Here is a 24390-nt window from a genome sequence, read left to right as displayed (position 1 = left end):
TCGCCGGACGCGAGTCCGGCGAGCCCTTGAAGGTCCGCAAGGCGGAAAGCCTACCCCTCCATCGCCCGGGTCAGGTTCTCGGCGACCTTGTCGAGGAAGCCCTCGGTGGTCAGCCAGCCCTGCTGGTCGCCGACCAGAAGCGCCAGGTCCTTGGTCATGTGGCCGCTCTCGACGGTCTCGACCACGACCCGCTCGAGGGTGGCCGCGAAGCGGGCCAGCTCGTCATTGCCGTCCAGCTTCGCCCGGTGCGAGAAGCCGCGGGTCCAGGCGAAGATCGAGGCGATCGAGTTGGTCGAGGTGGCCTCGCCCTTCTGGTGCTGGCGGTAGTGGCGGGTCACGGTGCCGTGGGCGGCCTCCGACTCCAGCACCTTGCCGTCCGGTGTCATCAGCACCGAGGTCATCAGGCCCAGCGAGCCGAAGCCCTGGGCCACCACGTCGGACTGCACGTCGCCGTCATAGTTCTTGCACGCCCAGACGAAGCCGCCCGACCACTTGATGGCCGCGGCCACCATGTCGTCGATCAGGCGGTGCTCGTAGGTCAGGCCCCTCTCCTTGAACTCGGCCGCGAACTCCTCGTCGAACACCTTCTGGAAGATGTCCTTGAAGCGCCCGTCATAGGCCTTGAGGATGGTGTTCTTGGTCGAGAGGTAGACCGGGAAATTGCGCTGCAGGCCGAACGAGAAGCTGGCGCGGGCGAACTCGGTGATCGAGTCATCGAGGTTGTACATGCCCATGGCGACGCCGGCCGAGGGGAAGTCGAACACCTCATGCTCGATGACCTGGCCGTCCTCGCCCTGGAACTTGATCGTCAGCTTGCCGGGGCCAGGAACCAGGAAGTCGGTGGCCTTGTACTGGTCGCCGAAGGCGTGACGGCCGACGACGATGGGCTGGGTCCAGCCCGGCACCAGTCGCGGCACGTTCGAGCAGATGATCGGCTCGCGGAAGACCACGCCGCCAAGGATGTTGCGGATCGTGCCGTTCGGCGACTTCCACATCTTCTTGAGCCCGAACTCCTTCACCCGGGCCTCGTCCGGGGTGATGGTGGCGCACTTCACGCCGACGCCGTGCTTCTGGATCGCCTTCGCGGCCTCGATCGTCACCTGGTCGTCGGTGGCGTCGCGGTTCTCCATGCCGAGGTCGTAATAGTCCAGGTCCAGGTCGAGGAACGGGAAGACCAGCTTGTCCTTGATCATCTGCCAGATGATCCGGGTCATCTCATCGCCGTCGATGTCCACGATGGGGTTGGCGACCTTGATCTTGGCCATGCGGTTTCGCGCCTCTGACTTGGAATGGGGAGTGAGGCGCGCGGTATAGCGGCGCGCGGGCGCGGGCGCAAAGGGCGGCGGGGACTCCCGCGGGCCGCCGGTGTATCGTCGCTCGACAGGGACGCCACCCATCGGGGAAATCGCCATGAAGTACGGACGAGCGGCTGCCGTTTGCGCCGTGGCGGTGGCCAGCTTCAGCGCCTGTGGACCCGCCGACGCCGCGAAGGACAAGGCCGCGCCGGGCCCGACCGCGACGGCGTCTTCTCCCGGGCAGGCGGCGGCCTCCGCCGGCGTGGCGACTGAGTCCAGGGTCTTCCGGGACTGGATCGCCGTCTGCGACAACGGCAACGCCTGTTTCGCCTATGGGCCGGGACGAGAAGGCTTCGGCTGGCTGCGCGTGGCCATGGAGCCGGGCCCGGACGCCCGGCCGCAGGTCGCCGCGGGATACTGGCCCGAGGGAGCGGAGACGACACGCGCCTTCTCGCTGACCATCGACGGCGCCGCCTATCCGATGGCGCTGGCCAACAACGAGCCGGTCGCGGCCGAGGTCGCGCCCGCCAGAGCTCTGGAGGTGGTGCGGGCGCTCGCCGCCGGGAACACGGCCCGGATCAGCGCGGATCATGGGATTTCCCTGTCCGGGGCCGCGGCCGCGCTGCTGTGGATCGACGAGCGGCAGGGCCGGGTGGGCACGGTGACGGCGCTGCGCCGGGCCGGCGCACGCCCCGCGTCCATCGTCCGACCGGCCCCTCCCCTGCCTGTGGTCGCCCCGGCGCCCGCCGTCTCGCAGACAGGCTTCGGCGATCAGAACCAGACCCTGCCGGCCGCGTTGGAAGCCGTGCCGGCGGTGGCGGAGTGCCGCGCCGAAACCGCGGAGCACTGGGTGGGCAAGGAAGTGATGTCGGCCAGACTGGACGCCTCCACAGAGCTGTGGGCGGTTCCCTGTTTCGCCGGCGCCTACAACATGGGTCACGACTGGTACATCACGGGCCCCGGCGGCCGCGATCCGCGCCCGGCGCGCCTCGCCTCCGGTTCAGGCGAAGCCGGGGCCGGCACGATCAACGGCGGCTATTCGCCGGAGAGCCGCACGATCGTGGCCTTCGCCAAGGGGCGGGGCGTCGGCGATTGCGGAACCGCCTCGACCTGGACCTGGACCGGCCGCGAGTTCGTGCTGACCCACGAGTCCGAAATGCAGGAGTGCTGGGGCGTGCCATCCGACTACTGGCCGACGACCTGGCGAACGCGTTGACCGAAGCCGGACCCGAGGTTCTGATCATCGGGGCCGGGCCGGCAGGGCTGACCGCCGCCACCTATCTGGCCCGCTTCCGGCGGCGGGTGCTGCTGGCGGACGGCGGCGCGCCGCGAGCCTGCTGGATCCCCGTCAGCCACAACCTGCCCGGCTTTCCGCAGGGCATCACCGGCGAGGCCATCATCGGGCGGATGACCGAACAGGCGCTGGAGTTCGACGCCGTGATCGAGCCAGGCCGGGTCGAGAGTCTGGAGCGCGACGGCGACGGGTTCCGGGCGCGACTGAACGGGCGGGAGGTCCAGGCGAGGGCGGTGCTGCTCGCCACCGGCGTGGTCGACCATCATCCCGACCTGCCGGGGGTCGAGCGCGCCATCGAGCGGGCGCTGGTCCGGATTTGCCCGATCTGCGACGGCTACGAGGCCATCGACAAGGCGGTGGCGATCATCGGCAAGGACGACAAGGGAGTGCGCGAGGCGGCCTTCCTGCGCACCTATTCGGACCGGGTGACGCTGATCCACGTCGGCCCGGCGGCGGCGTTGACCAAGGAGGACGAACTGCGCCGCATGGGCGTCGAACTGATCCGCGCGCCGATCGACAACGTCCGGCTCGAGGGCGACCGGGTGACGGCCCTGGGCTGGGGCGGAGCCTTCCAGGTGTTCGACCTGGTCTATTCCGCCCTGGGGACTTCGCCGAACGCGGAACTGGCCCGGGCGCTCGGCGCCAGGGTCGGCGATGACGGCTGCATGGTGGTCGACGGCCATCAGGCGACCACCGTGCCGGGGCTCTATGCCGCCGGCGACGTGGTCCGCGGCCTGAACCAGATCGCCGTGGCCGGGGCCGAGGCCGCCATCGCCGCCACGGCCATCCACAACGGCTTGCGCGAGGCGGACGGCTGGACGGTCGACTAACCGGACGAGCGGCCGCCCCGGGACATGATCAACGGCTCGAAGGCGCCACGACCCGCAACGGTTTGCGCAGCCGGGCCCGGGCGCGGCTGCGCCGCCAATCCTGCAGCACGGCGGCCCAGCCCCATGCAACTTCCTTATGCGTATGGTGAATTTCTTCCATCCCGGCCTCCTGATCTTGCTGCGGTGAGGACAGGGCCAGAATGAGCTTGACAGGAGCTGTCCACAAACCAGATTGGCGGCGCGCAGCATAAGGGACGCTTATGTCCGACCCCCTTGCCGGAATTCCCCTCGCCTCGATCCGGGTGTTCGAGGCCGCCGCCCGCCTGAACAGCTTCACCCGCGCGGCCGAGGAACTGGGCATGACCCAGGCGGCGGTCAGCTGGCAGATCAAGGCTCTTGAGGGCCGGCTGGGCCAGAGCCTGTTCCGCCGCCTGCCGCGGGAGGTCGTCCCGACGGAGTCCGGCGAGCGGCTGTCGCGCGCCGCGACGGAGGCCATGAGCCTGCTGCGCCGGGCGCTGTCCGACCTGACCGAGGCCGATCAGGCGATCCTGTCGATCACCACCCTGGCGACGCTGGCGACGCAGTGGCTGGCCCCGCGTCTGGGCGAGTTCCAACTGGCCCATCCTGAGCTGGCGGTGCGGCTCGATACGGCGGCGCGCCTCACCGACCTGTCGCGCGAGGGTTTCGACGTCGGCATCCGCTCCGGCGCCGGCGAGTGGCCGGGCGTGGAGAGCGTCGAGGTCATGCCCAGCGTGTTCACGCCGGTCTGCAGTCCGCGCCTGCGCGACACGCTCGGCCTCCACACCGCCGAGGACCTGCTCAGGGCGCCGCGCATCGGTCTGGAGAAGGAATGGGCGGTGTGGTTCGCGGCGGCCGGCGTCGCGGCGGACGGTCAGACGCCGTCGCGGCTGCGCGCCGACTACCAGGCGCTGGAGGTCGCGTCCGCGCTGGGCGACCAGGGCGTGGCCTTGGCCTCCCCGATCCTGTTCGCCCGTGAGCTGGCGGCGGGTCTGCTGGTCCAGCCGGTGCCGCTTTCGGTCAAGCTGATCCCCGGCTACGCCTACTGGCTGGTCTGGCCCGAGGGCCGCCGGCGTTCACCCAAGATCGCCCGCTTCCGGGACTGGATCCTGGCGGCGGCGGCGGCCGATCCGAGCGTCCTCGCCGCGCGCGAGGCCATCGAGGCCGCCTGAGCCCTCAGGCCATCCGGCGCGCAGTCCAGTCGTCGACGACCCGCTCCAGCACGGTCAGCGGCACGCCGCCCCCGGCCAGCGCCACGTCGTGGAAATCCCGCAGGTCGAACCGGGGGCCGAGGGCGGCTCTCGCCTTTTCACGAAGCCGGGCCCACTCATTGTGGCCGACCTTGTAGGCGCAGGCCTGGCCCGGCCAGCCGCAGTAGCGCTCGACCTCGCTGGTCGAAGCGCTTTCCTGATCGCCGAGGGTCTCGACCATGTAGCGGATGCCCTGCTCGCGGCTCCAGCGCTTGGAATGGATGCCGGTGTCGACCACCAGCCGAGCGGCGCGGAACATCAGCGACTGCAGGTAGCCGACCTGTCCCAGCGGATCGCTCTCATAGGCGCCGAGTTCGTCGGCCAGCTGTTCGGCGTAGAGGCCCCAGCCTTCGACATAGCTGGAGAAGAAGACGAGGTTCATCAGCTTCGGCGCGGCCTCGCTCTCCTGCTGGATGGCGATCTGGAAGTGATGGCCGGGCGTGGCCTCGTGATAGGTCAGGGTCGGCAGGGTCCACTTCGGCCATTCCGAGGTGTCGCGCAGGTTGATGTAGTAGATGCCCGGCCGCGAGCCATCGAGGCTGGGCGAGTTGTAGTAGCCCAGCGAGGCCCCGGCCTCGATCTCCGGCGGCACCCGCTTGATCTCGACGCCGGCCTTCGGGAGGCGGCCGAAGGCCTGCGGCAGGCGCGCCTGCATGGCCTGCATCTGCCGGTTCAGGTCGGCGATCAGGTCGGCCTTGCCGGCGTCGGTGTTCGGCCAAGTGTAGCGCGGGTCGGCGCCGAGGGCGGCGATGCGCGCGGCGACCGAGCCCTGCGTCATGCCCTGGGCCTTGAGAAGGGCGTCGGCGCGGGCGGTCAGTTCGGCGACCTGGTCCATGCCGACCCGGTGGATCTCATCGGCGCTGAGGCGGGTGGTGGTGATGTAATGCAGGCTGTTGGCGTAGTAGCGCTCGCCGTCCGGCAGGCGGGCCACGGTCGCCTCATGTCCGGCCCCGGGCAGGCGCTGCTTCAGCACGGCCGTCTGGGCGGCGAGCGCCGGATAGACCCGCTCGGACAGCAGGCGTTCGACGCGGGGGCCCCAGTCGCCGGGGATGCCCTTCTCGGCGGCGCGGCGGACGATGGAGGCGACCATGGGCGAGTCCGCGGCCCGGGTCGCGGTCATGCCCTCCTGCTGCGAGATGGCCTTGGCCAGGATGAAGTCCGGGGGGACGACGCCGCGGGCGTGGTCCTCGCGCACGCGGTCGGTTTCGGCGGTCAGGACGTCGGCGAAGGCGTTGATGCGCGAGACGTAGGCCTCGGCGTCGGCGGCGGTCTCGACGCGGTGCTGGCTGTCAAGGAAGTCCGGGATCGACTGGTAGGCGCCGGACTGCTGACTGACGCGATAGATCTCCGGCCAGCCGCCCTGGCCGTAGGGGATGTCATAGGTGGCGATCACCGCGTCCCAGTTGGCGGCGAGGGTGTCGTAGTGGATGGCGGACTGACCCGTCAGGGTGTTCCGGTCGATGCCGGCCAGTTCGCGGCGCAGGTCGCGGGTCAGGGCGCGGCTCGCCTCTTCCTCGGCCAGGGTCGGGGCGGAGAGTCGGGAGGCGGCGGCGGCGCGCTCGCCCGTGTCGAGGCCGAGCGCGGTGACGGTTTCCGGCGAGGTGTCGAGGATGCGGTCGAAGGCGCGGTCCATGAAGGCGGTCAGTTGGGCCGAGGCGGCGTCCTGACGTGGGGCGGCGAAGGCGGGGACGCCGGCGGCGGCCACGGCGGCCCCGGCTCCGGCGGTCATCAGCAGTTTGCGGCGGTCAATCATGGCGGGCTCCCTTTGACGCCACGCCAGCTAGGCCCGGGCGGCGGCGGGCGGCAAGTTACGGAACTGTCACCCGGTCAGGTTCGGTCAGTGGGAGAGCGGGCGGCGGCGCGGCAGGGTCAGGGGCCAGGGGAGGTTCGACATGGCCCACAAGCGCATTCGCACTTTGATCGTCGCCGCGACGGGGCTTCTCGCCTCGGCCTGCTCCAGCGACCCCGCCTTCTGGGAGGCCATGGCCCAGGGCCTGGACCAGGCCGCGGCCGATCTCGAGTACCAGAACGCCAACTGCTACTGGGCGCCGCCGCCCGGCCTGCCGTATGGCGCCGCCCAGCAATACTGCCCCGGCGACTACGCCTACCGCGACTTCTACATCCCGCCGGAGTCGGGCTACTGGCGGGAACGGCGGCACGGCGGGAGCGACGGCGGCCACCGGCGCGACCGGGACGATCGCGACCGCGGCCACGGGCGTCGGGGCAAATAGGGCCTCAGGCGGCGCGGAGTTCCTGCTTGACCCGTTCGGCGAGGGTCTTGATGTCCAGCGGCTTGGGCAGGAAGGAGACGCCGACCTCGTCCTGCAGCAGGTCGGAGAAGTCGCTTTCGGCGTAGCCGGAGATGAACATCACGGGGGCGTCGCCGAGGAAGGGCCGGGCCTTCTTGAGCAGGGAGGGGCCGTCGAGCCCGGGCATGATGACGTCGGAGATCATCATGTCGATGGTGCCGGCGTGCTCCTCGGCGAGGATCAGGGCCTCTTCGCCGTCGGCGGCCTCGATGACCTCGTAGCCGCGCTGGCGCAGCAGGCGGGCGGCGATTCCGCGTACGGCGGCCTCGTCCTCGACGAACAGGATACGGCCGGCGCCGGACAGGTCGCGCGGCGCCTTGGCGACCTTCTCGACCACCGGGGTCTCGGCCAGTTCGACCTCGCCGGCCTCGGGCAGGAAGATGCGGAAGGCGGCCCCCGCCCCCTCCAGGTTGGAGACGTTGATGTGGCCGCCGGCCTGCTCGACGATGCCGTAGACGGTGGCCAGCCCCATGCCGGTGCCCTCGTTGACCGCCTTGGTGGTGAAGAAGGGCTCGAAGATCTTGCCGAGGATGTCGGGCGGCACGCCGGGGCCGGTGTCGCTGACCTCGATCAGGGCGACGTTTTCGGTCGGGGCGGCGGCCCAGCCGAGGGCGCGGGCCTCGTCGCGGGTCAGACGCAGGGTGCGGATGGTCACCACCCCGGCCCCCGGCTCGACCACGCCGCGCATGGCGTCGCGGGCGTTGACGGCGAGGTTCATGACCGCGGTCTCGAGCTGGCTCTTGTCGGCGAGCACCACGGGAAGGTCGCGGCCGTAGTCCGTTTCGAGGCGGACGTCCTCGCGCAGCAGGCGGCGGAGGAGGACGGCGAATTCGCCGACCAGTTCCCCAAGGTCGAGGCGTTCGCGGCGGACGGTGGATTTGCGCGAGAAGGCCAGCAGCTTGCGCACCAGATCGGCGGCGCGGATGGCGGTCTGGCGGATTTCGTTGAGGCCCTCGTAGGAGGGGTCGCCGACCGGGTGGCGCTCCAGCAGGCCCGACAACTGCAGCTGGATGGCGGTCAGCAGGTTGTTGAAGTCGTGGGCCACGCCGCCGGCGAGCTGGCCCACGGCCTGCATCTTCTGGGCCTGCGACAGCTGCAGCTCCATCGACTTCTGGGCCGAGACGTCGAACAGCCAGATGCGGCGCTTGTCACCTTCGGGGGCGACGTAGAGGTGCAGCATCTTGTCGGGGAAGGCGCGGGCGACGAGCTCGATCGGGCCGGAGGAGCCGGCGGCCAGCCTGGCGCGGGCCTCGGCGACGCAGGCCGGATCGAACAGGTGGCCGAAGGCGGCGTCGCGGGCGGCGGCGGGGCCGGTCAGGACCGAGAGGGCGGCGTTGGCCTCCTCGACCTTGCCGCCGAACAGGTCCTCGGCGGCGATGACGGCGGAGCCGAACGGGGCCCCGGCGGCCATGGCGCGGCTCTCGGGCCCGTTCGAAGCCGGCGTGGGGGCGCTGCTGGTCATCACCGGAATGGCGGCGTCCGGCGCCGCGCGGACGAGGAACCGCCCCTCCCCGGCCATGCCGATCAGCACCTCCTGCTCGCGATCGCCGATGACGACGATGGCCCGGCCCTGCTCGCCGGCGCGGGCCTGGGCGAAGGCCATGTAGAGGGCGGAGGCGGAGCGGCCCTTGGGCAGGCTGGTGACGGCGCCGTTGCTGTCGGCCCAGGCGGCGTTGAAGGCCAGCACCTGGCCCGAGGCCCAGACCAGGGCGGCGGGCTCGGCCATGGCGTCGAGCAGGTCGACGGTGGTGTCGCCCAGCGGCTTGCGCGTCTCGCTGCGGGCGAAGGCGAACAGGCCGATCAGGGCCACGGCGCCGACGGTGAAGATCAGCACCAGCCCCGGGGCGCTCATCGGGTCGGCGCGGAAGGCCGGATAGGCCAGCGCCCCGACGGCCACGACGAAGCCGATCGCCATGACGATGAGCAGCGGATCGAAGCCCTTGCGGGAGGTTGCGGTCATGTCGCCTCGGCCCGAATCATTGGGGCGTTTCCGGCGATGATGGTCTGGATGCGCGCCGGGGGCGAATCCGGGGGCCGGCGGCGGGAGGAGGCTGGTCGGCCGAGGGGGCTTTTACCCGGGTGAAAACCCCAAAAAAGCGTCCGTAGCGTCCGTAGAGTGCATAGCGTCCGTAGAGTGCATAGCGTCCGGAACGTCCGGTTCGCGCGCGCCTCGGGCGGCGCGTCGCTGGAGGCGGATTGTCAAAGACCGGCGCCTGTCGGGGGACAGGACAGCCGCCATCATGCGCCCCCGGCTTCCCCAGGCGGGAAGATCGGTTCGAGAAAAGGCCAAGCGGTTGGAACGGCAGGAGATCGTCCGCCGAACCCGACTATGAATCCCGAAATTGCCAGCACAGCGTCATGGCCGCGCCGTCTCCTCCCCGTTCGTCCTTCGCGAATGGGGAGGGGGACCGCGAAGCGGTGGAGGGGCTGGCGGCGGATCGACCGCGCGGCGGACAGCGCCCCTCCGTCACGGCGCGTATTCGCGCCGCGCCACCTCCCCATTCGCAAACGCGAAGGGGGAGGAGACGGAAGCTCTAGGCCGCCTTGAGGCGGTCGGCTTTCTGGTCGCGGGCGGCGTTGATGCGGGCTTCGGCGATGGCGTCGGCGATCTCGTGGGTCGGGCGCTTCTCGACGGCGGAGCGTTCGAGGATTTCCTCCAGCGTCTCCATCAGGCGCGACAGCTTGCCCTCGACCCATTGCGGATCGTAGGCGCCGCCGGTCTCGCGGGCGGTCATCTCCGACGCGACGTTGATGATGCCGCCGCCGTTGACCACGTAGTCGGGGGCGTAGAGCACGCCGCGCTCGAACAGCATCTGGCCGATGTCAGGCGTGGCCAGCTGGTTGTTGGCGGCGCCGCAGACGGCCTTGACCGTCAGGCGGTTCAGGGTCTCGGGGTTGAGCGTCGCGCCGAGCGCGCACGGGGCGTAGATGTCGGCCTTGACGTCATAGATGGCGTCGGGGGCCACGACCTCGGCGTTGGTGCGGGCCGCGACTTCCGACAGCAGGGCGGTGTTGACGTCGGTCATGACCAGTTTGGCGCCGGCGGCGTGCAGCTTGTCGGCGAGATAGCCGCCGACGTGGCCGATGCCCTGCAGGGCGACGGTCAGGCCGGTCAGGTCGTCCTGCTTCCACAGGCGGCGGGCGACGGTCAGGGTCGAGCGGAACACACCCTCGGCGGTGACCGGCGACGGATCGCCCGAGGCTTCCGGGCCGTCGCTGAGGCCGAGCACATAGGGGGTGACCTTGCGGGCCTCGGCGATGTCGGCGACCGACACGCCGACGTCTTCCGCGGCGTAGTAGATGCCGCCCAGGGTGTTCACCGCGCGGCCGAAGGCGTGGAACAGCTCGGGGGTCTTCTGGGTGCGGCTGTCGCCGATGATGACCGACTTGCCGCCGCCCATCTCCAAATCCGCGACGGCGTTCTTGTAGCTCATGCCCTTCGACAGGCGCAGCACGTCCTCGAGCGCCTCGGCGCTGGAGGCGTAGTTCCACATCCGGGTGCCGCCGACCGCGGGACCGCGCGCCGTCGAGTGAACAGCGATAATGCCGCGCAGGCCGGTCTTTTCGTCAAAGACGGCGTGGACGCCTTCGTGGTTCGCGAAGGACGGGGAATCGAACAGCGTCTTACCCATGACAGGCGTCTCCCGGGGTATTTTTTGTTGCGGGGGCGTTTACGCGCTGGGGAGATGGACCGCAAGCATGGCGGTTTGCGGGCCGGCGGAAGCCCCGGGCCCGCGATGAGCCCGGGTCAGGCAGCGAGCCATGGCATTTTCGCCACGAGCCCCGCCCGAAAACCCCAGACGGACGGGCCCGCTATGGTGACGCTTGTGTCTGTGGGTTGTAGAGATTCGACGGTTGCAACCATTTGAGGACCTACCCATGAAGAAAACCATCGCTGCAGTCACGGCGGGCATCCTGCTCGTCGCAGGCCAGGCCGCGGCCGCCAACGGTTCGGCGACGGCCCGCATCGGCGACCGCGTCGGCGCCACCTCGGACGCCTCCAGCGAACTCGCGGGCGTGCCCCTGCCTGTTCTTCTCATCGGCGCCGCCGTGGTCGTCGCCGTCGTCGTCATCGCCGACGACAGCGACAGCGATTAAACGCCGACCGGGCGTTGTCAGGGCCCTCGCTTCGGCGGGGGCCTTTTTCGCGCCTCTGGCAATGACGGGCTTCCGATCGGGCGATCGGTCCGTGGGATCGGGAGTGAGCGTTGCGTTGGCTTCGGAAGCTTATCCGGCGCTTGAGGTGCCGGCGTCATCGGTGGCGGCCCAGCCGGCGGCGGGAGGGCGCGGAATACTGCGACCTGTGCGGCGCCATCCGGAGAGCGGAAGCGGATCGCTGAGCCGACAGGACGCTCGTGGCGACTACCCCCGAGAAATTTGGACCCGGCCGGAAAGCGCGCGTTGCGCGACGAGGGCCTAGCGGTCCGCCAGCGCCGGGGGGATCTCCGCCGCCCCCGACGGCAGAGGCGCGGCCGGATCGTGCAGCCAGGCTTCGGCGTCGCGGAACACGGTCCCGGCCTGCAGGTCGCGGTTCAGGATGTGCCAGCCGTCGGGATAGAAGGCGGTGCGGAGGCCGGGGCGCGGGCCGGCGCGTTCGAGGGCCCGGCGCATCGAGGCCCTCGGGACGAGGCTGTCGTGAGCGCCGTACATCAGCAGGGTGGGCGCGCGAACCTCGCCGAGGCCGGCCGAGGCCGATTCCATGAGATCGACGAGGCCATACAGGAGGTCGAAGCGCGTGGTCAGCAGGCTGTTGGGATCGCGGCCGGTGCGCAACAGCTCGATCCAGTTGTCCGAGGCCGCGTATTCGCGCACCGCCCAGTCGGGGGGCTCGACGGCGCGGTCGGGAATGGTGCGGGACGCGAGCCACAGCGCCGCGGAATTGAAGGGCCCCTGAGCCGACCAGCCCCAGACCGCCGGGGCCAGCAGGATCACCCGGTCGGCGTCGGGCGGCCGGTCCGAGGCGAAGGCGGCGATGGCGACGGCCGCGCCCATGCTCTCTCCGGCCACGGCGATGACGGCCCGCGGATGGCGCGCACGGGCGAGGTCCACGGCGACGCGCAGGTCGGCGACCATCCGGTCCTCGCCCGGCCAGACGCCCCGCCCCGGCGCCTGGCCGAAGCCGCGCTGGTCGAAGGCCCAGGTCTCGATGCCGTGCTCGGCCCACCACGGACCCGCAAGGTGGAAGGCGGCGCGGCTGTCGTTGACGCCGTGCAGGGCCACGACGACGGCCCAGGGCTCGCCCTCCGGCGTCCAGCGGGCCAGCGGCAGGCGGGCGCCGTCGTCCATGACCAGGGCGTCGGCGGCGAGCGCCGGCCCCCGGAACCCCGGCGGCGGCGTCAGCGGAGGCTGGACGGCGGGCGTGGCGCAGGCGGCGAGGGCGAGGGTCAGGAACAGGGAAAGGGCGGCCGGCGCGCGGATCATGAGGCGAGGATGCCCCGAACCCGCTCGCGAAGGTAGGGCAGCACCTCGGCCTCGAACCACGGGTTCCGCTTCAACCAGGCGGTGTTGCGCCACGAGGGGTGCGGCAGGGGGAGGATCGAGGGGGCGTAGTCGCGCCAGGCCCGGACCGTGTCGGTCATGTTCGCTTTCGCGCGGTCGCCGAGGGCCCAGACCTGGGCGTAGCCGCCGACCAGCAGGGTCAGCTCGACCTGCGGCAGGCCGGCCAGCAGCTGCGGCCGCCACAGCTCGGCGCAGCGGCGCGGCGGGGGATAGTCGCCGCCTTTCGGCGCGGTGCCCGGATAGCAAAAGGCCTGGGCGGCGACGCCGAGGCGGCGGTCGGCGTAGAAGGTTTCGTAGTCCACGCCCAGCCAGTCGCGCAGGCGGTCGCCGGAGGGGTCGGTGAACGGTCGGCCGCTCTCGTGGACGCGGCGGCCGGGGGCCTGGCCGCAGATCAGCAGCCGGGTCTCGGGGAAGACATGGATGACCGGGCGCGGCGTATGCGGCAGCTGGCCGAGACACGCCCGGCAGGCGCGGATGTCGGCGAGGACGGCGTCGAGGGTCATGCTTCTCCCTCCCCGCCCCGGGGAGGGTGGCTGAGCCGGAGGCGAAGCCGGGCGGGGGCGGCGGATGAGGCGGACAGCCGTCCCCACCCGTCGGCTGCGCCGACACCCTCCCCGGGGCGGGGAGGGAGAACGGAAGTCCTAGTCCTCATCGCTCTCCGGCTTCGGCGGAAGCGCCGCCAGGGCCGCGGCGGCTTCGGCCTCGGTGGGCAGGCGCAGGCGGATGACGCCCTTGAAGGCGTTGGGGTCGACCGGCTTGCCCTTCTTGGTGATGGTAAGCTTGCCCTGACGCATCAGGCCGAGGGCGCAGGCGCGGACCTTGGGCAGCATGCGCTGCCACTGTTCGGGCTGCAGCTCCTTGGCCACGTCGGCGGGCTCGATGCTCTTGCCGCCGACATTTTTCGGATCGGCCTTGGCCAGTTTTTCGAAGATGGCCGTTTCGATGGGGTCGCTCATCGCGCCTGTATGGTGCATTGCGGGATCAGAAAGAAGGCGGAGTTTTTGGATGGTCGCGAAAGTCACTGTCACCGAAGGCGAGTTCGCCGGCTGGCAGATGTACGACCTGCACGGCACCTTCGACCAGGTGGTCGGGCCGTTCTATTTCAAGCCGGACCCCGACGGGCGGATGCGCTGCGCCTTCCGGGCCGAGCCGAAGCACATGAACGCCGGGAACCGGATGCACGGCGGCTGCCTGATGACCTTCGCCGACATCGCCCTGTTCCAGACCGCCTATCAGGAGATGGAGGGGGCGTCGGGAGTGACGGTGCAGCTCGACTCCACCTTCATCGACGGGGCCTATGTCGGGGAGCTGGTCGAGGCCACGGGCGAGGTGATCCGGGCGGGCAAGAGCCTGATCTTCGTGCGCGGCCAGATCAACGCGGGGGAGCGGGTGCTGATGACCTTCTCCGGCGTGATCCGGAAGTTTGAACGGCGGGGTTAGCCGTCGATGATGCCCTGGAGGATGACGGCCATGCGGTCGCGCATCTGCTCGCAGTCCTTCGGCTTGAGACCGAAGCCGCCGGTGATCTCGCGGCTGACCGCCATGCCCATGACGAAGGCCGCGGCGAGGCGGGCGCGGACGGCGGCGTCGGGGCCGCCGACCCACTCCGCGAAGGGATTGAAGAAGCGCTCGTTGCCGGTGCGCTGGACCAGCTCCATCGCCTTGGTCGAGCCGACCGAGCGCAGCAGGACGAGCAGGCCCTTGAGCTTGCTCTCGCTCTTGGCCTCGTAGATGGCCTCGTGGGCGATGCGCTCGCCGAAGGTCGAGCGGTCGCCCTCCATCAGCTCGGCGCCGTTCTCGCAGCTGTCGAGCACGGCGGTGAACAGGTCTTCCTTGGAGCCGAAATAGCGGGACACCAGGGCGGCGTCGACGCCGACGTCGCCGGCGATGTCGCGCATGCCGACGTCGTCATAGCTTTCCCGCGCGAACCGTTCGCGCGCGGCGTCCAGAATGGCGGCGCGGGTCGCCTCGGCGTTTCTGGGCCGAGGCGCGACATGACAAAACAACAGGATAGCTCCTGAACAAAGCCCCACCGGCTATATGGCTTTGTCATCGCCCGTTGACAAGCGGCGATGCGATCACCATTAAGTCACCGGGCGTTGACTACCGGCTTCCTCCCCGATCGCCGCAGTCGACTGAGACAGGGATTCGCTCCCTTACGGAGACTGGCATTCATGCGCACGGTGAAGATCGTGGCCGCGTCCGCCCTTATGGCGGCCGCGCTCTATGGCTGTTCCTCGAAGAGCGAGGCGCAGGCCCCGCCGGCGCCGTCGGTTACGGTGGCCGTGCCGCTGGTGCAAGCGGTTCAGGACTGGGACGAGTTCACAGGTCGTTTCGAGGCGACCCAGTCGGTCGAGGTGCGCGCCCGCGTCGGCGGCTACGTCTCGGGCGTCCATTTCCGCGACGGCGACTATGTGCGGCGCGGCCAGCTGCTGTTCACCCTGGACCCGCGTCCGGCGCAGGCCGCCCTCGCCTCGGCCCGGGCGCAGCTGGCGCAGGCCCAGGCGCAGCTGACCCTGGCCCGCACCGAACTGGAGCGGGCGGAGACGCTGCTGGAGTCGCAGGCCGTGTCGCAGGCCGAGGTCGACACCCGGCGCGGCGCCCTGCAGACCGCCCAGGCCGCGATCGCGGCGGCCAACGCCAATGTGCGGGCGCGGCAGCTGGATCTGGAGTTCACCCGGGTGACGGCGCCGATCTCGGGCCGGGTCTCGGACCGCCGGGTCGACGCGGGCAATCTGGTCGCCGGCGGCTCTTCGGCGGCGGACGTGCTGACCACGGTGGTGTCCAGCGCGCCGATCCATTTCGTCTTCGACGGCTCGGAAGCCGTGCTGCTGAAATACCAGCGGCAGGCCCGCAACGGCGCCGCGCCGATCCAGGTGCGGCTGCAGGATGAGGCGACCTTCACCCGGGCGGGGACGCTCGACTTCACCGACAACGCGGTCGACACCGCGTCGGGCGTGATCCGGCTGCGGGCGGTGATCCCCAACGCCGACGGCTTCCTGAAGCCGGGCATGTTCGGGCAGGCGCGGCTGGCGGGCTCGGGCAGCTACCGGGCCATGCTGGTGCCGGACGCCGCGATCGCCACCGACCAGGCGCGGCGTATCGTCTATGTCGTCGCCGCCGACGGTTCCGTCGCGCCCAAGCCGGTGCAGCTGGGGCCGGTGGTCGACGGCCTGAGGGTGATCCGCTCGGGCCTCGTCCCGACCGACCGCGTCATCATCAACGGCGTCCAGCGCATCCAGGCGCCGGGCATGAAGGTGCAGGCCCGGCTGGGCCAGATCCGTCCGGTCGCCCGCGAGGCCCAGATCCCCGTGACCCAGGCCGCGCCGGCCTCGACCGCGACCTTCGCCAACAGCCTGTCCTCGGGCGACTGAGCCGGACATGAACATCTCACGCTTCTTCATCGACCGGCCGATCTTCGCGGCCGTGATCGCGGTGTTCATCACCCTGATCGGGGCCTTCGCCTATCCGCTGCTGCCGCTGTCGCAGTATCCGGAGATCGCGCCGCCGACGATCACCATCAACACCGCCTATCCGGGCGCCTCGGCCGAGACCGTGGCGGAGACCGTCTCCGCGCCGATCGAGCAGGAGGTCAACGGCGTCGAGGGCATGCTGTATCTGACCTCGTCTTCGACCTCGGACGGGACGGTGGCGGTCACCGTCACCTTCCAGCCGGGCACCGACCTGGATGCGGCGCAGGTGCTGGTCCAGAACCGCGTCGCCCTGGCCGAGCCCCGCCTGCCCGAACAGGTGCGCCAGATCGGCGTCACCGTGAACAAGCAGGAAAGCGGCTTCCTGATGATCGTCGGGCTGACCTCGCCCGACCGGTCGCTGGATAACGACTACGTCGGCAACTACGCCCAGTCGGTGCTGCGCGACCGGCTGCTACGCGTCGATGGGGTCGGCAACGTCCAGGTCTTCGGCGGCGGCAACTATTCGATGCGGGTCTGGATCGATCCGGCCAAGGCGGCCGCGCGCGGCCTGACCGGGCCGGACATCGTCACAGCCCTGCGCGCCCAGAACGTCCAGGCCGCCGCCGGCGCCATCGGCCAGCCGCCCTTCGCCACCAACGCCGCGGCCTTCCAGCTGCCGGTGCAGGTGCAGGGCCGGCTGAGCGATCCCGACCAGTTCTCGAACGTGGTGATAAAGACCGACGCCGAGGGCCGGGTGACGCGCGTGCGCGACATCGGCCGCGTCGAACTGGGCGCCCAGGACTACGGCATCCGCGGCTATTTCGACGGCCAGCGCGGCGTCGGCATCGCCATCATCCAGCAGCCGGGGGCCAACGCCCTGGCCACCGCCGAGCGGGTGCTGGACGAGGTCGAGGCCATCGGCGGCGAGCTGCCGGCCGGCATGGCCATCTCCATCCCCTACAACCCGACCGAATTCGTCGCCGCCTCGGTGGAGTCGGTGCAGCACACCCTGTTCGAGGCGGTGATCCTCGTCGTGCTGGTGGTCATCGTCTTCCTGCAGACCTGGCGGGCGGCGATCATCCCGATCGTGGCCATTCCGGTGGCGCTGGTGGCGACCTTCGCGGTGCAGCTGGCGCTCGGCTATTCGATCAACTCGCTGTCGCTGTTCGCGCTGGTGCTGGCGGTGGGGATCGTGGTCGACGACGCCATCGTCGTGGTCGAGAACGTGGAGCGCTACATCCGCGAGGGGCTGACGCCCAAGGAGGCCGCCTACCGGTCGATGAAGGAGGTCTCCGGGGCCCTGATCTCGATCGGCCTGGTGCTGATCTCGGTGTTCGTGCCGACGATGTTCGTGCCCGGCATCCCCGGCATCTTCTATCGCGAGTTCGCCATCGTCATCACCACCGCCTCGGTGGTGTCGCTGCTGGTGTCGCTGACCCTGTCGCCGGCCATGGCGGCGCTGCTGCTGAAGCCGCACAGAGCTCATGAGACGGTGCGCAGGCCGGGCGCCTGGGGCTCGGTCCTCTACTACGGCGGCTGGGCCGGACGGCGCTTCAACGAAGGCTTCGACTGGCTGTCCGACAAGTACGGCCGCCTGACCGCGCGGCTGGTGCGCACCGTCGGCATCGTGCTGATCGTCTATGCCGCCCTGCTGGGCCTGACCACGTGGCGGGTGCTCGACACCCCGTCCGGCTTCATCCCGGAGCAGGACCAGGGCTTCCTGATCGGCGTCATCCAGCTGCCCTCGGGCGCCTCGCTGGAGCGGACGGAGGCGGTGATGAGCCGCGCTTCGGACATCATCAAGAAGACCGAGGGCGTCGACGGCACCGTGGCCTTCGCCGGCCTCGACGGCTCCAGCTTCTCGTTCGGCTCCAACGCCGCGACCATCTTCGTGCGCCTTGAGGACTTCAAGGAACGCAAGACCAAGGAGGAGGCCGCCGCCGCCCTGGCGGGGGCGATCACCGGCGCCACCTCGGGCATCGAGGACGCCAACATCTTCGTCATCGCCCCGCCGGCGGTTCAGGGTCTGGGCAACGGCAACGGCTTCAAGATGATGGTGCAGGACCGTTCGGGCGCGGGCTATCGCGCGCTCGAGGGAGCCACCTTCGCCATGATGGGCGCCGCCGCCCAGGCGCCGGACCAGGTGCAGCAGGTGTTCTCGACCTACAACACCGGATCGCCGCGCGTGACCGCCGACGTCGACCGCGACAAGGCGCTGATGATGGGGGTCCAGCCCAGCGACGTGTTCAACACGCTGGGGGTCTATCTGGGCTCGTCCTACATCAACGACTTCAACTATCTGGGCCGCACCTTCCGGGTCACGGCGCAGGCCGAGCCGGCCTATCGCGACGACGTCGCCGACATCGCCAACCTGAAGACCCGCTCGGCCTCCGGCGCCATGGTGCCGATCGGCTCGGTGGCGACGCTGAAGGACGACAGCGGCCCGTCGCGGATCGTGCGCTACAACCTGTTCCCGGCCTCCGAGCTGCAGGGACAGGCGGCGCCGAGCGTGTCGTCCGGTCAGGCCATCGACCGGATGGAGCAGCTGGCGCAGGCGGCCCTGCCCCCGGGCTTCTCGTTCGAATGGACCGAGCTGGCGCTGCAGGAGAAGCAGTCGTCGGGCGGGGCGACCCTGGTCTTCATCATGGCCGTGGTGTTCGTCTTCCTGGTGCTGGCCGCGCAGTACGAGGCCTTCACCCTGCCGATGGCGGTCGTGCTGATCGTGCCGATGTGCATCCTCGCGGCCATGATCGGGATCAACATCCGCGGTCTGGACAACAACATCCTCGTCCAGATCGGCCTGGTGGTGCTGATCGCGCTGGCGGCCAAGAACGCCATCCTGATCGTGGAGTTCGCCAAACAGGCGGAAGAGGAAGGGCTGAACCGCTGGGACGCCGCCGTGCGCGCCGCGCGGACCCGTCTGCGGCCGATCCTGATGACCTCTTTCGCCTTCATCTTCGGCGTCGTGCCGCTGATGCTGGCGACCGGGCCCGGCGCCGAGATGCGCCAGTCGCTGGGCACGGCGGTCTTCTCCGGCATGCTGGGGGTGACCTTCTTCGGCCTGATCTTCACCCCGGTCTTCTATGTGGTGATGCGCTGGGCGGCGTCGAAGATGCCCGGCGCGCCGCAGAAGGAGGCCGAGATCCCGACCACCGGCGGCCTGCCGCCGCATGACCAACTCGAGCCCGCCACGCCCCGGCTGGGAGACGCCTGATGACGACCCGTTCCCTTTCCCGGTTCCTGACCGCAACCGCCGGCGCCAGCCTGTTGCTGGCCTCGTGCGCGGTCGGGCCGAAGGCGCCTGACGCGACCCTCCCCCCCACCGCGTCGGGCGCCTTCATCGGGGCCGCCATGCCGGCCGTGACCGCAGAGGCGGCGCGCGACGACTGGTGGCGGCTGTACGACGATCCGGTGCTGGACGGGCTGGTCCGTCAGGCGCTGACCGAGAACAACGAGCTGGAGGCCGCGGCCGCCAACCTGCGTCGTGTCCGCGCCGCGCTCGGCGAGGCCCGCACCGGGCGCCTGCCCTCGACCACGACCAGCGCGACCGGCCAGTACGGCCGCGCCTCGGCCGCCACGGTTCCGGGCGGGAACGGCGGCCAGCCGCTGGACGAGGGCGAGACCTACGACGTCGGCCTCGACGTCGCCTATGAGATCGACCTGTTCGGCCGCGTCGGATCGGGCATCCGCGCCGCCCGCGCCGATGCGGACGCGGCCGCCGCCGCCCTCGACGTGGTGCGCGTCAGCGTCGCCGCCGAGACGGCGCGCGCCTATGCCGACGCCTGTTCGGCCAACGCCCAGATCGAGGTGGCCGAGCGGACCATCGCCCTGCAGGGGGACACGGCCGACCTGACCCGACGGCTGCAGGAAGCCGGGTCGGGCAACGGCCTGGACGTGGCCCGGGCGCGCTCGGCGCTGGAATCCAGCCGCGCCTCGCTGCCGCCGCTGCGGGCCCAGCGCGACGGCGCCCTGTTCCGGCTGGCCACCCTGACCGGCCGCACCCCCGCGGAAGCCAGCGAAACGGCGCGCGCCTGCCAGCGTCCGCCGCAGCTGTCGCAACCGATCCCTGTCGGCGACGGCGCCGCCCTGCTGGCGCGCCGCCCCGACGTGCGCCGGGCCGAACGCAACCTGGCCGCCGCGGCGGCGCGGGTGAATGTGGCGACGGCGGACCTGTATCCGCGCATCAGCCTGGGCGGTTCGCTGGGCTCGACGGCGCTGGACGCCGCAGATCTCGGCGACGACGCCAGCTTCCGCTTCAGCGTCGGGCCGCTGATCAGCTGGTCCTTCCCCAATGTGTTCGCCGCCCGCGCCCGGATCGAACAGGCCGGCGCCGGCTCGGACGCGGCGCTCGCCACCTTCGACCAGACCGTTCTGGTCGCGCTGCAGGAGACCGAGACGGCGCTGGCCAACTACGCCAACGAGCTGGACCGTCGTTCGGCCCTGCAGGCGGCGCGGGACCAGGCGGCCAATGCGGCCCGCCTGTCGCGGCTGCGCTTCGAGGCGGGGGCGGACAGCTTCCTGACGGTGCTGGACGCGGAACGGACCCTGGCCGGCGCCGACGCCCAGCTGGCGGCGTCGGAGGCGCTGGTCACCACCTACCAGATCGCCGTGTTCAAGGCGCTGGCGGGGGGCTGGAGCGAGGGGTGAGGCGGCGGGAAGACGGCGCCGGACGACCCTAGAGGGTGGCCTGGGACAGTACGTCGGTCAGTGCGCGGCAGGTCTTTGCGACCTCATCCTCCGTCAAGGTCGGATGGGTCAGGAGCGCCAGACTTGTCTCCCCGAGTTCGCGGGCGACGGGCAGGCGCTGGAGCGGGCGCCAGCCCGTCCCGTCGAAGGCCTTCTCCAGATAGACTTCCGAGGCCGAGCCGTGCAGGCACGGTACGCCGGCCGCGCTGATCTGCTCGATCAGGCGATCACGGGTCCAACCCTGGGCCAGTCGATCACGATCCACGAAGGCGTAGAAGCGATACCAGGCGTGGGTCATGAATTCCGGCGGGAGCGGAACGCGAACACTGGCGAACGGCGCGCAGGCCTCGGCGTAGCGCAGGGCGATTTCGGAACGCCGCGCCGTCCAGCCGGCCATGCGGCCGAGCTGGATCAGGCCGATCGCCGCCTGCATTTCGATCATGCGCCAATTGGTGCCGAAGCTTTCGTGGACGAGCCGCGGCCCCGGCGGGTGCTCGCGCTCGTAGACCGCTTCCCAGCTCTTGCCGTGATCCTTGTAGGACCACATGAAGGCCCACAGGTCCGGGTCGTCCGTGGTGACCAGGCCCCCCTCGCCGCCCGTGGTGATGATCTTGTCCTGGCAGAAGGACCAAGCCCCGATGTGACCGATGGAGCCGACGCTGCGTCCCCGGTAGCGGGCCCCGTGGGCCTGGGCGCAATCTTCGATGACCTTCAGGCCGCGCTCTTCCGCCAGGGCCATGATGGGATCCATGTCGCACGGCATGCCGCCGAGGTGGACGCAGATGATGGCTTTGGTCCGCGGGGTCAGGACCGCTCGGATCGACTCGGCGGTGATGTTCTGGCTGTCGGGGTCGACGTCGGCGAAGACCGGGACGGCGCCGGCCGTGACGATGCAGGACGCCGAGGCGAGGAAGGTGCGCGGGGTGGTGACCACCTCGTCGCCCGGACCGATCCCCAGCGCCTTCAGCGCCACGTCGAGCGCGACGGTGCCGTTGGCCAGGGCGACGGCGTATTTCGAACCGGTCCACTCGGCGAAGCGGCGCTCGAACTCGCGACAGCGGTCACCGGTCCAGTAGTTGACGCGATTGGAGGACAGCACCGCGGCGACCGCATCCGCCTCCTCGCGGGTGTACGACGGCCAGGGCGAGAAGGGCGTGTTGAGCATGTTCAGTCCCTCGCCGCCGGTGGTGAGAACAGCGAGCTGGCGTTTGGATCCGCCAGGGATTCGAGCAGGGCCCGATTGACCAGGGTGTACCGCTGCCCGCCCGCCTCGACATAGGCCCCGTCGTACGGCGGGAACCAGAAGGCGCGAATCTTCCGATCGATATCGTCGGAGTCGAGATCGACCTTTTTCAGCGCCTCAAGCTCGGTGCGGGAAAGGTAGAGGCCTGTCGCGGTCCCGTTCGGCCTGGTCGGGAGCCGCCCCGGCGCGCGGCAGAGCCGCTCGAACACATCGGCGAAAAGCTCGAACAGGACATCCTGCGATTCACGCTCGAGCGATTGCGCCGTCGCCGTCCCGGGATCGATGGGGAAGACTCGGTCGGCGATGATCGGACCCGTGTCGATCGACGCATCGACGTAGTGGGCGGTGCAGGCCCACTCCGTCAGCCCATGCAAGACCGCGAGATTGTAGCCGCCGACCCCCTTGTACCCGGGCAGGGGCGCGGGGTGGAAATTGACGATGCCGCGGGCGGGATGAGCGAGAAGTTCGCCCTTGAATTTCCGCCAGTACAGCATGGACAGGCCAAGGTCGAAACGCAGGCTGCCGTCGGCCACGGCCCGGGTCGCCGACTCGTAGTCATAGAGCGGAACGCCGGCGGCCCGTGCGACGTCGGCGGTGACCGAGACCGCCAGGTGGCTGTCCGTAAGAACGCCGACCACCTCGACGTCGGAGCGGCAAAGCAAGGCTTGCAGGCACCGGGCCGAGACCGGCTTTCGCCCCATGAACAGGACCTGGATCATCTCGAGTTTCCTGAGAACCGGGTCTGCCCCACGCCCCCCGGCTCATCGACGTCGTGCTTGGCGATCACCTTGTGGATCGTCAAGGCGAGGATCCTCAAATCGAGCCACAGATTGTGTCTGTCGACGTACCAGACGTCGAGCTCGAACTTGCGCTCCCAGCTCAGGGCGTTGCGGCCATTGACCTGGGCCCAGCCGGTGACGCCGGGGCGGACCTCGTGACGTCGCGCCTGTTCGGGCGAATAGAGGGGCAGATATTCGGTCAGCAGCGGGCGGGGCCCCACGAGGCTCATGTCGCCCTTGAGGACGTTCCAGAGTTCAGGAAGTTCATCCAGGCTGGTCGCGCGCAGCCACCGGCCCAGAGGCGTCAGCCGCTCCGCGTCGGGCAGGGCGCTGCCGTCGGGGAGATGGGCGTCGCGCATGGTGCGGAACTTGATCATCTCGAACGGACGGCCGTGGAGCCCCGGGCGGACCTGCCGGAACAGGACCGGCGATCCCATGCGCCGGCGCACCATCACGGCGATGACCGCCAGCAACGGGGACAGGAGGGCGAGGGCCGTCGCCGACACGACGATGTCGAACAGGCGTTTCATCGGGCTGCGCCTGGCTCCGCCACGCCGGCCGCGACCGCTTCAAGCGTCTCGACGAACCGCCTGGCCAGGGTGGGGCGCGCGAACAGCCGCTCCCCCATGGCCAGGGCCGCGGCGCCCCGCCGCTCCGTCTCCTGACGATCTCCGGCGGCGGCGATCAGGGCGTCGGCGAAGGCCTCGGGGTCCTGCGGCCGCACCGCCCATCCGCAACCCTGCTCGCCCACCAGCTGCGCCAACCATCCCGGATAGTTGATCAGGATGGGCCGCCCCGCCGCCAGGTAGTCGAAGAATTTGTTGGGCGAGGTGCCGTCGTAAAAGGCCGGGACGTTGGCCAGTATCTGCAGGCCTGCGTCCGCTCCGCGGAGCAGGCCGGCGACGCGGAGCTTCGGCAGGGGATCGACGAAGCGGACGGTCTCAAGATCCGCCGCGTCCTGCATCAGCTGGCGCTTTTCGGAGCCCGAACCGATCAGCAACAGCTTGATGTCCGTGCGTCCCCGTTGCTGCAGGACCCTGCCCGCGGCGATGGCTGCGCCGAGGCCGTTCGCCTTGCCATGGGCGCCGGCGAAGACGGCGACGAAGTCGCCCGGGTTGATCATGTCGGGAAACTGATCCGACGGCCTGATGGGCAGAGCGGCGCCGAAGAGGTCGAGGTCGCAGCCGTTCGGTATCAGGGTGATGCGGTCTTTCCTGAAACCCGTCCGGGCGACGCCGTCGCGGATCCCGGGCGCCAGCGCGATCACGTGATCGGCCATGGCGTAGGCCGAGCGTTCCAGCAGGGCCATGGCGCCGATGAGCAGCGGATTGGTCATCCCCATGGCGCGTGGAAGTTCCGGCCAGAGGTCGCGCACCTCGAACACGAAGGGCTTGCGGCGGAACAGTTTGCCGGCGATGCCCGGCACGGCGGCGGTCAAGGGGGTGGAGGTTGCGAACAGCAGATCGTACGGCTCTTTCAGGGCCGTCCAGATGGATCGATGGGCGAAGATCGCGAACCGCCATGCGCGCGTGAGAAGCGGGTCGTTGTTCGAATAGCCCAGCGCGAACTCGATGACCCGGATGCCGTCGACCACGCCCTGCCGGCGCCCTCTGACGAAAGCGTCCGTCAACCCGGTCGTCGAGCGGTCCGAAGACGCGCAGACCATCGTCACCTCATGCCCGGCCGCGACCAGGGCCCGCGCCATTTCGTATGAGCGCGTCCCGCAGTTGCTCTCGGGCGTGCCAAAATACTGATGGATGTAGAGGATACGCAT

At 70.2% G+C, this 24390-nt stretch carries 21 protein-coding genes; 9 read left to right on the top strand and 12 right to left on the bottom strand.

Features of this window, described 5'->3' with window-relative positions:
- Positions 1-50: 50 nt before the first annotated feature.
- Entirely contained in the window at positions 51-1265 is a 1215-nt protein-coding gene (locus VEA98_RS04385) for an NADP-dependent isocitrate dehydrogenase (RefSeq protein WP_324811260.1), read from the bottom strand.
- 145 nt (positions 1266-1410) lie between these two features.
- Here VEA98_RS04385 and VEA98_RS04380 point away from each other — a divergent pair, with 145 nt between their 5' ends.
- The 3 genes from VEA98_RS04380 to VEA98_RS04370 all read left to right on the top strand — a co-directional run bounded on the left by VEA98_RS04380 (position 1411) and on the right by VEA98_RS04370 (position 4609).
- Positions 1411-2511: a DUF1176 domain-containing protein gene (locus VEA98_RS04380; protein WP_324811259.1), complete on the top strand. Its 1101-nt coding sequence runs from the start codon at positions 1411-1413 to the stop codon at positions 2509-2511.
- Positions 2508-3419: an NAD(P)/FAD-dependent oxidoreductase gene (locus VEA98_RS04375; protein WP_324811258.1), complete on the top strand. Its 912-nt coding sequence runs from the start codon at positions 2508-2510 to the stop codon at positions 3417-3419. The genes VEA98_RS04380 and VEA98_RS04375 overlap by 4 nt, the downstream gene beginning before the upstream one ends.
- Positions 3420-3679: 260 nt before the next feature.
- Entirely contained in the window at positions 3680-4609 is a 930-nt protein-coding gene (locus VEA98_RS04370; protein WP_324811257.1) for a LysR substrate-binding domain-containing protein, read from the top strand.
- Positions 4610-4613: 4 nt separating this feature from the next.
- On the opposite strand, the gene VEA98_RS04365 is transcribed toward VEA98_RS04370, so the two are convergent.
- Positions 4614-6440, bottom strand: coding sequence for a DUF885 domain-containing protein (locus VEA98_RS04365; protein WP_324811256.1), 1827 nt, complete (start codon positions 6438-6440; stop codon positions 4614-4616).
- Positions 6441-6579: 139 nt separating this feature from the next.
- Between VEA98_RS04365 and VEA98_RS04360 the strand changes: the two genes are divergently transcribed.
- Positions 6580-6918 (top strand): hypothetical protein, encoded by a 339-nt coding sequence (locus tag VEA98_RS04360; RefSeq protein ID WP_324811255.1) that lies wholly within the window; start codon positions 6580-6582, stop codon positions 6916-6918.
- A 4-nt stretch (positions 6919-6922) separates the two neighbouring features.
- Here VEA98_RS04360 and cckA read toward each other — a convergent pair whose 3' ends face one another.
- Positions 6923-8956 carry a cell cycle histidine kinase CckA gene (gene cckA / locus VEA98_RS04355; protein WP_324811254.1) on the bottom strand — a complete coding sequence of 678 codons (2034 nt, stop codon included), beginning with the start codon at positions 8954-8956 and terminating at the stop codon, positions 6923-6925.
- A gap of 574 nt (positions 8957-9530) precedes the next feature.
- Complete coding sequence (locus VEA98_RS04350; protein ID WP_324811253.1) at positions 9531-10628, bottom strand: Glu/Leu/Phe/Val dehydrogenase; 1098 nt, start codon at positions 10626-10628, stop codon at positions 9531-9533.
- A 247-nt stretch (positions 10629-10875) separates the two neighbouring features.
- Between VEA98_RS04350 and VEA98_RS04345 the strand changes: the two genes are divergently transcribed.
- Entirely contained in the window at positions 10876-11094 is a 219-nt protein-coding gene (locus VEA98_RS04345; RefSeq protein ID WP_324811252.1) for a hypothetical protein, read from the top strand.
- A 318-nt stretch (positions 11095-11412) separates the two neighbouring features.
- Here VEA98_RS04345 and VEA98_RS04340 read toward each other — a convergent pair whose 3' ends face one another.
- The 3 genes from VEA98_RS04340 to VEA98_RS04330 all read right to left on the bottom strand — a co-directional run bounded on the left by VEA98_RS04340 (position 11413) and on the right by VEA98_RS04330 (position 13451).
- Complete coding sequence (locus tag VEA98_RS04340) at positions 11413-12417, bottom strand: alpha/beta fold hydrolase (protein WP_324811251.1); 1005 nt, start codon at positions 12415-12417, stop codon at positions 11413-11415.
- Entirely contained in the window at positions 12414-12998 is a 585-nt protein-coding gene (locus tag VEA98_RS04335; RefSeq protein ID WP_324811250.1) for a uracil-DNA glycosylase family protein, read from the bottom strand. Before VEA98_RS04335 ends, VEA98_RS04340 begins: the two co-directional genes overlap by 4 nt.
- 138 nt (positions 12999-13136) lie before the next feature.
- Entirely contained in the window at positions 13137-13451 is a 315-nt protein-coding gene (locus tag VEA98_RS04330) for a DUF3253 domain-containing protein (RefSeq protein WP_324811249.1), read from the bottom strand.
- A 49-nt stretch (positions 13452-13500) separates the two neighbouring features.
- Between VEA98_RS04330 and VEA98_RS04325 the strand changes: the two genes are divergently transcribed.
- Entirely contained in the window at positions 13501-13935 is a 435-nt protein-coding gene (locus VEA98_RS04325) for a PaaI family thioesterase (RefSeq protein ID WP_324811248.1), read from the top strand.
- Here VEA98_RS04325 and VEA98_RS04320 read toward each other — a convergent pair.
- Positions 13932-14501, bottom strand: coding sequence for a TetR family transcriptional regulator (locus VEA98_RS04320; protein ID WP_324811247.1), 570 nt, complete (start codon positions 14499-14501; stop codon positions 13932-13934). The genes VEA98_RS04325 and VEA98_RS04320 overlap by 4 nt on opposite strands.
- 168 nt (positions 14502-14669) lie before the next feature.
- Between VEA98_RS04320 and VEA98_RS04315 the strand changes: the two genes are divergently transcribed.
- From VEA98_RS04315 to VEA98_RS04305, 3 genes are read left to right on the top strand one after another with little or no spacing between them, the layout of a single operon-like run.
- Entirely contained in the window at positions 14670-15869 is a 1200-nt protein-coding gene (locus tag VEA98_RS04315) for an efflux RND transporter periplasmic adaptor subunit (RefSeq protein WP_324811246.1), read from the top strand.
- 7 nt (positions 15870-15876) lie between these two features.
- On the top strand, positions 15877-19122 hold the full coding sequence (locus VEA98_RS04310) for a multidrug efflux RND transporter permease subunit (protein ID WP_324811245.1): 3246 nt from the start codon (positions 15877-15879) through the stop codon (positions 19120-19122).
- Positions 19122-20555, top strand: coding sequence for a TolC family protein (locus VEA98_RS04305; RefSeq protein WP_324811244.1), 1434 nt, complete (start codon positions 19122-19124; stop codon positions 20553-20555). The genes VEA98_RS04310 and VEA98_RS04305 overlap by 1 nt, the downstream gene beginning before the upstream one ends.
- Positions 20556-20583: 28 nt before the next feature.
- Here the strand turns inward: VEA98_RS04305 and VEA98_RS04300 are convergent, their stop codons facing one another.
- From VEA98_RS04300 to VEA98_RS04285, 4 genes are read right to left on the bottom strand one after another with little or no spacing between them, the layout of a single operon-like run.
- Positions 20584-21759: a DegT/DnrJ/EryC1/StrS aminotransferase family protein gene (locus VEA98_RS04300; RefSeq protein WP_324811243.1), complete on the bottom strand. Its 1176-nt coding sequence runs from the start codon at positions 21757-21759 to the stop codon at positions 20584-20586.
- A gap of 2 nt (positions 21760-21761) precedes the next feature.
- Positions 21762-22556, bottom strand: a complete 795-nt coding sequence (locus tag VEA98_RS04295) for a formyltransferase family protein (RefSeq protein ID WP_324811242.1) — start codon at positions 22554-22556, stop codon at positions 21762-21764.
- Positions 22553-23146 (bottom strand): sugar transferase, encoded by a 594-nt coding sequence (locus VEA98_RS04290; protein WP_324811241.1) that lies wholly within the window; start codon positions 23144-23146, stop codon positions 22553-22555. The genes VEA98_RS04295 and VEA98_RS04290 overlap by 4 nt, the downstream gene beginning before the upstream one ends.
- Complete coding sequence (locus tag VEA98_RS04285) at positions 23143-24390, bottom strand: glycosyltransferase family 4 protein (protein WP_324811240.1); 1248 nt, start codon at positions 24388-24390, stop codon at positions 23143-23145. Before VEA98_RS04285 ends, VEA98_RS04290 begins: the two co-directional genes overlap by 4 nt.

This window comes from Brevundimonas sp., from assembly GCF_035627055.1.
Lineage (GTDB): Bacteria > Pseudomonadota > Alphaproteobacteria > Caulobacterales > Caulobacteraceae > Brevundimonas.
Note: the sequence above shows the minus strand (reverse complement) of the source record. Positions and strands in the feature narration are given on the sequence as shown.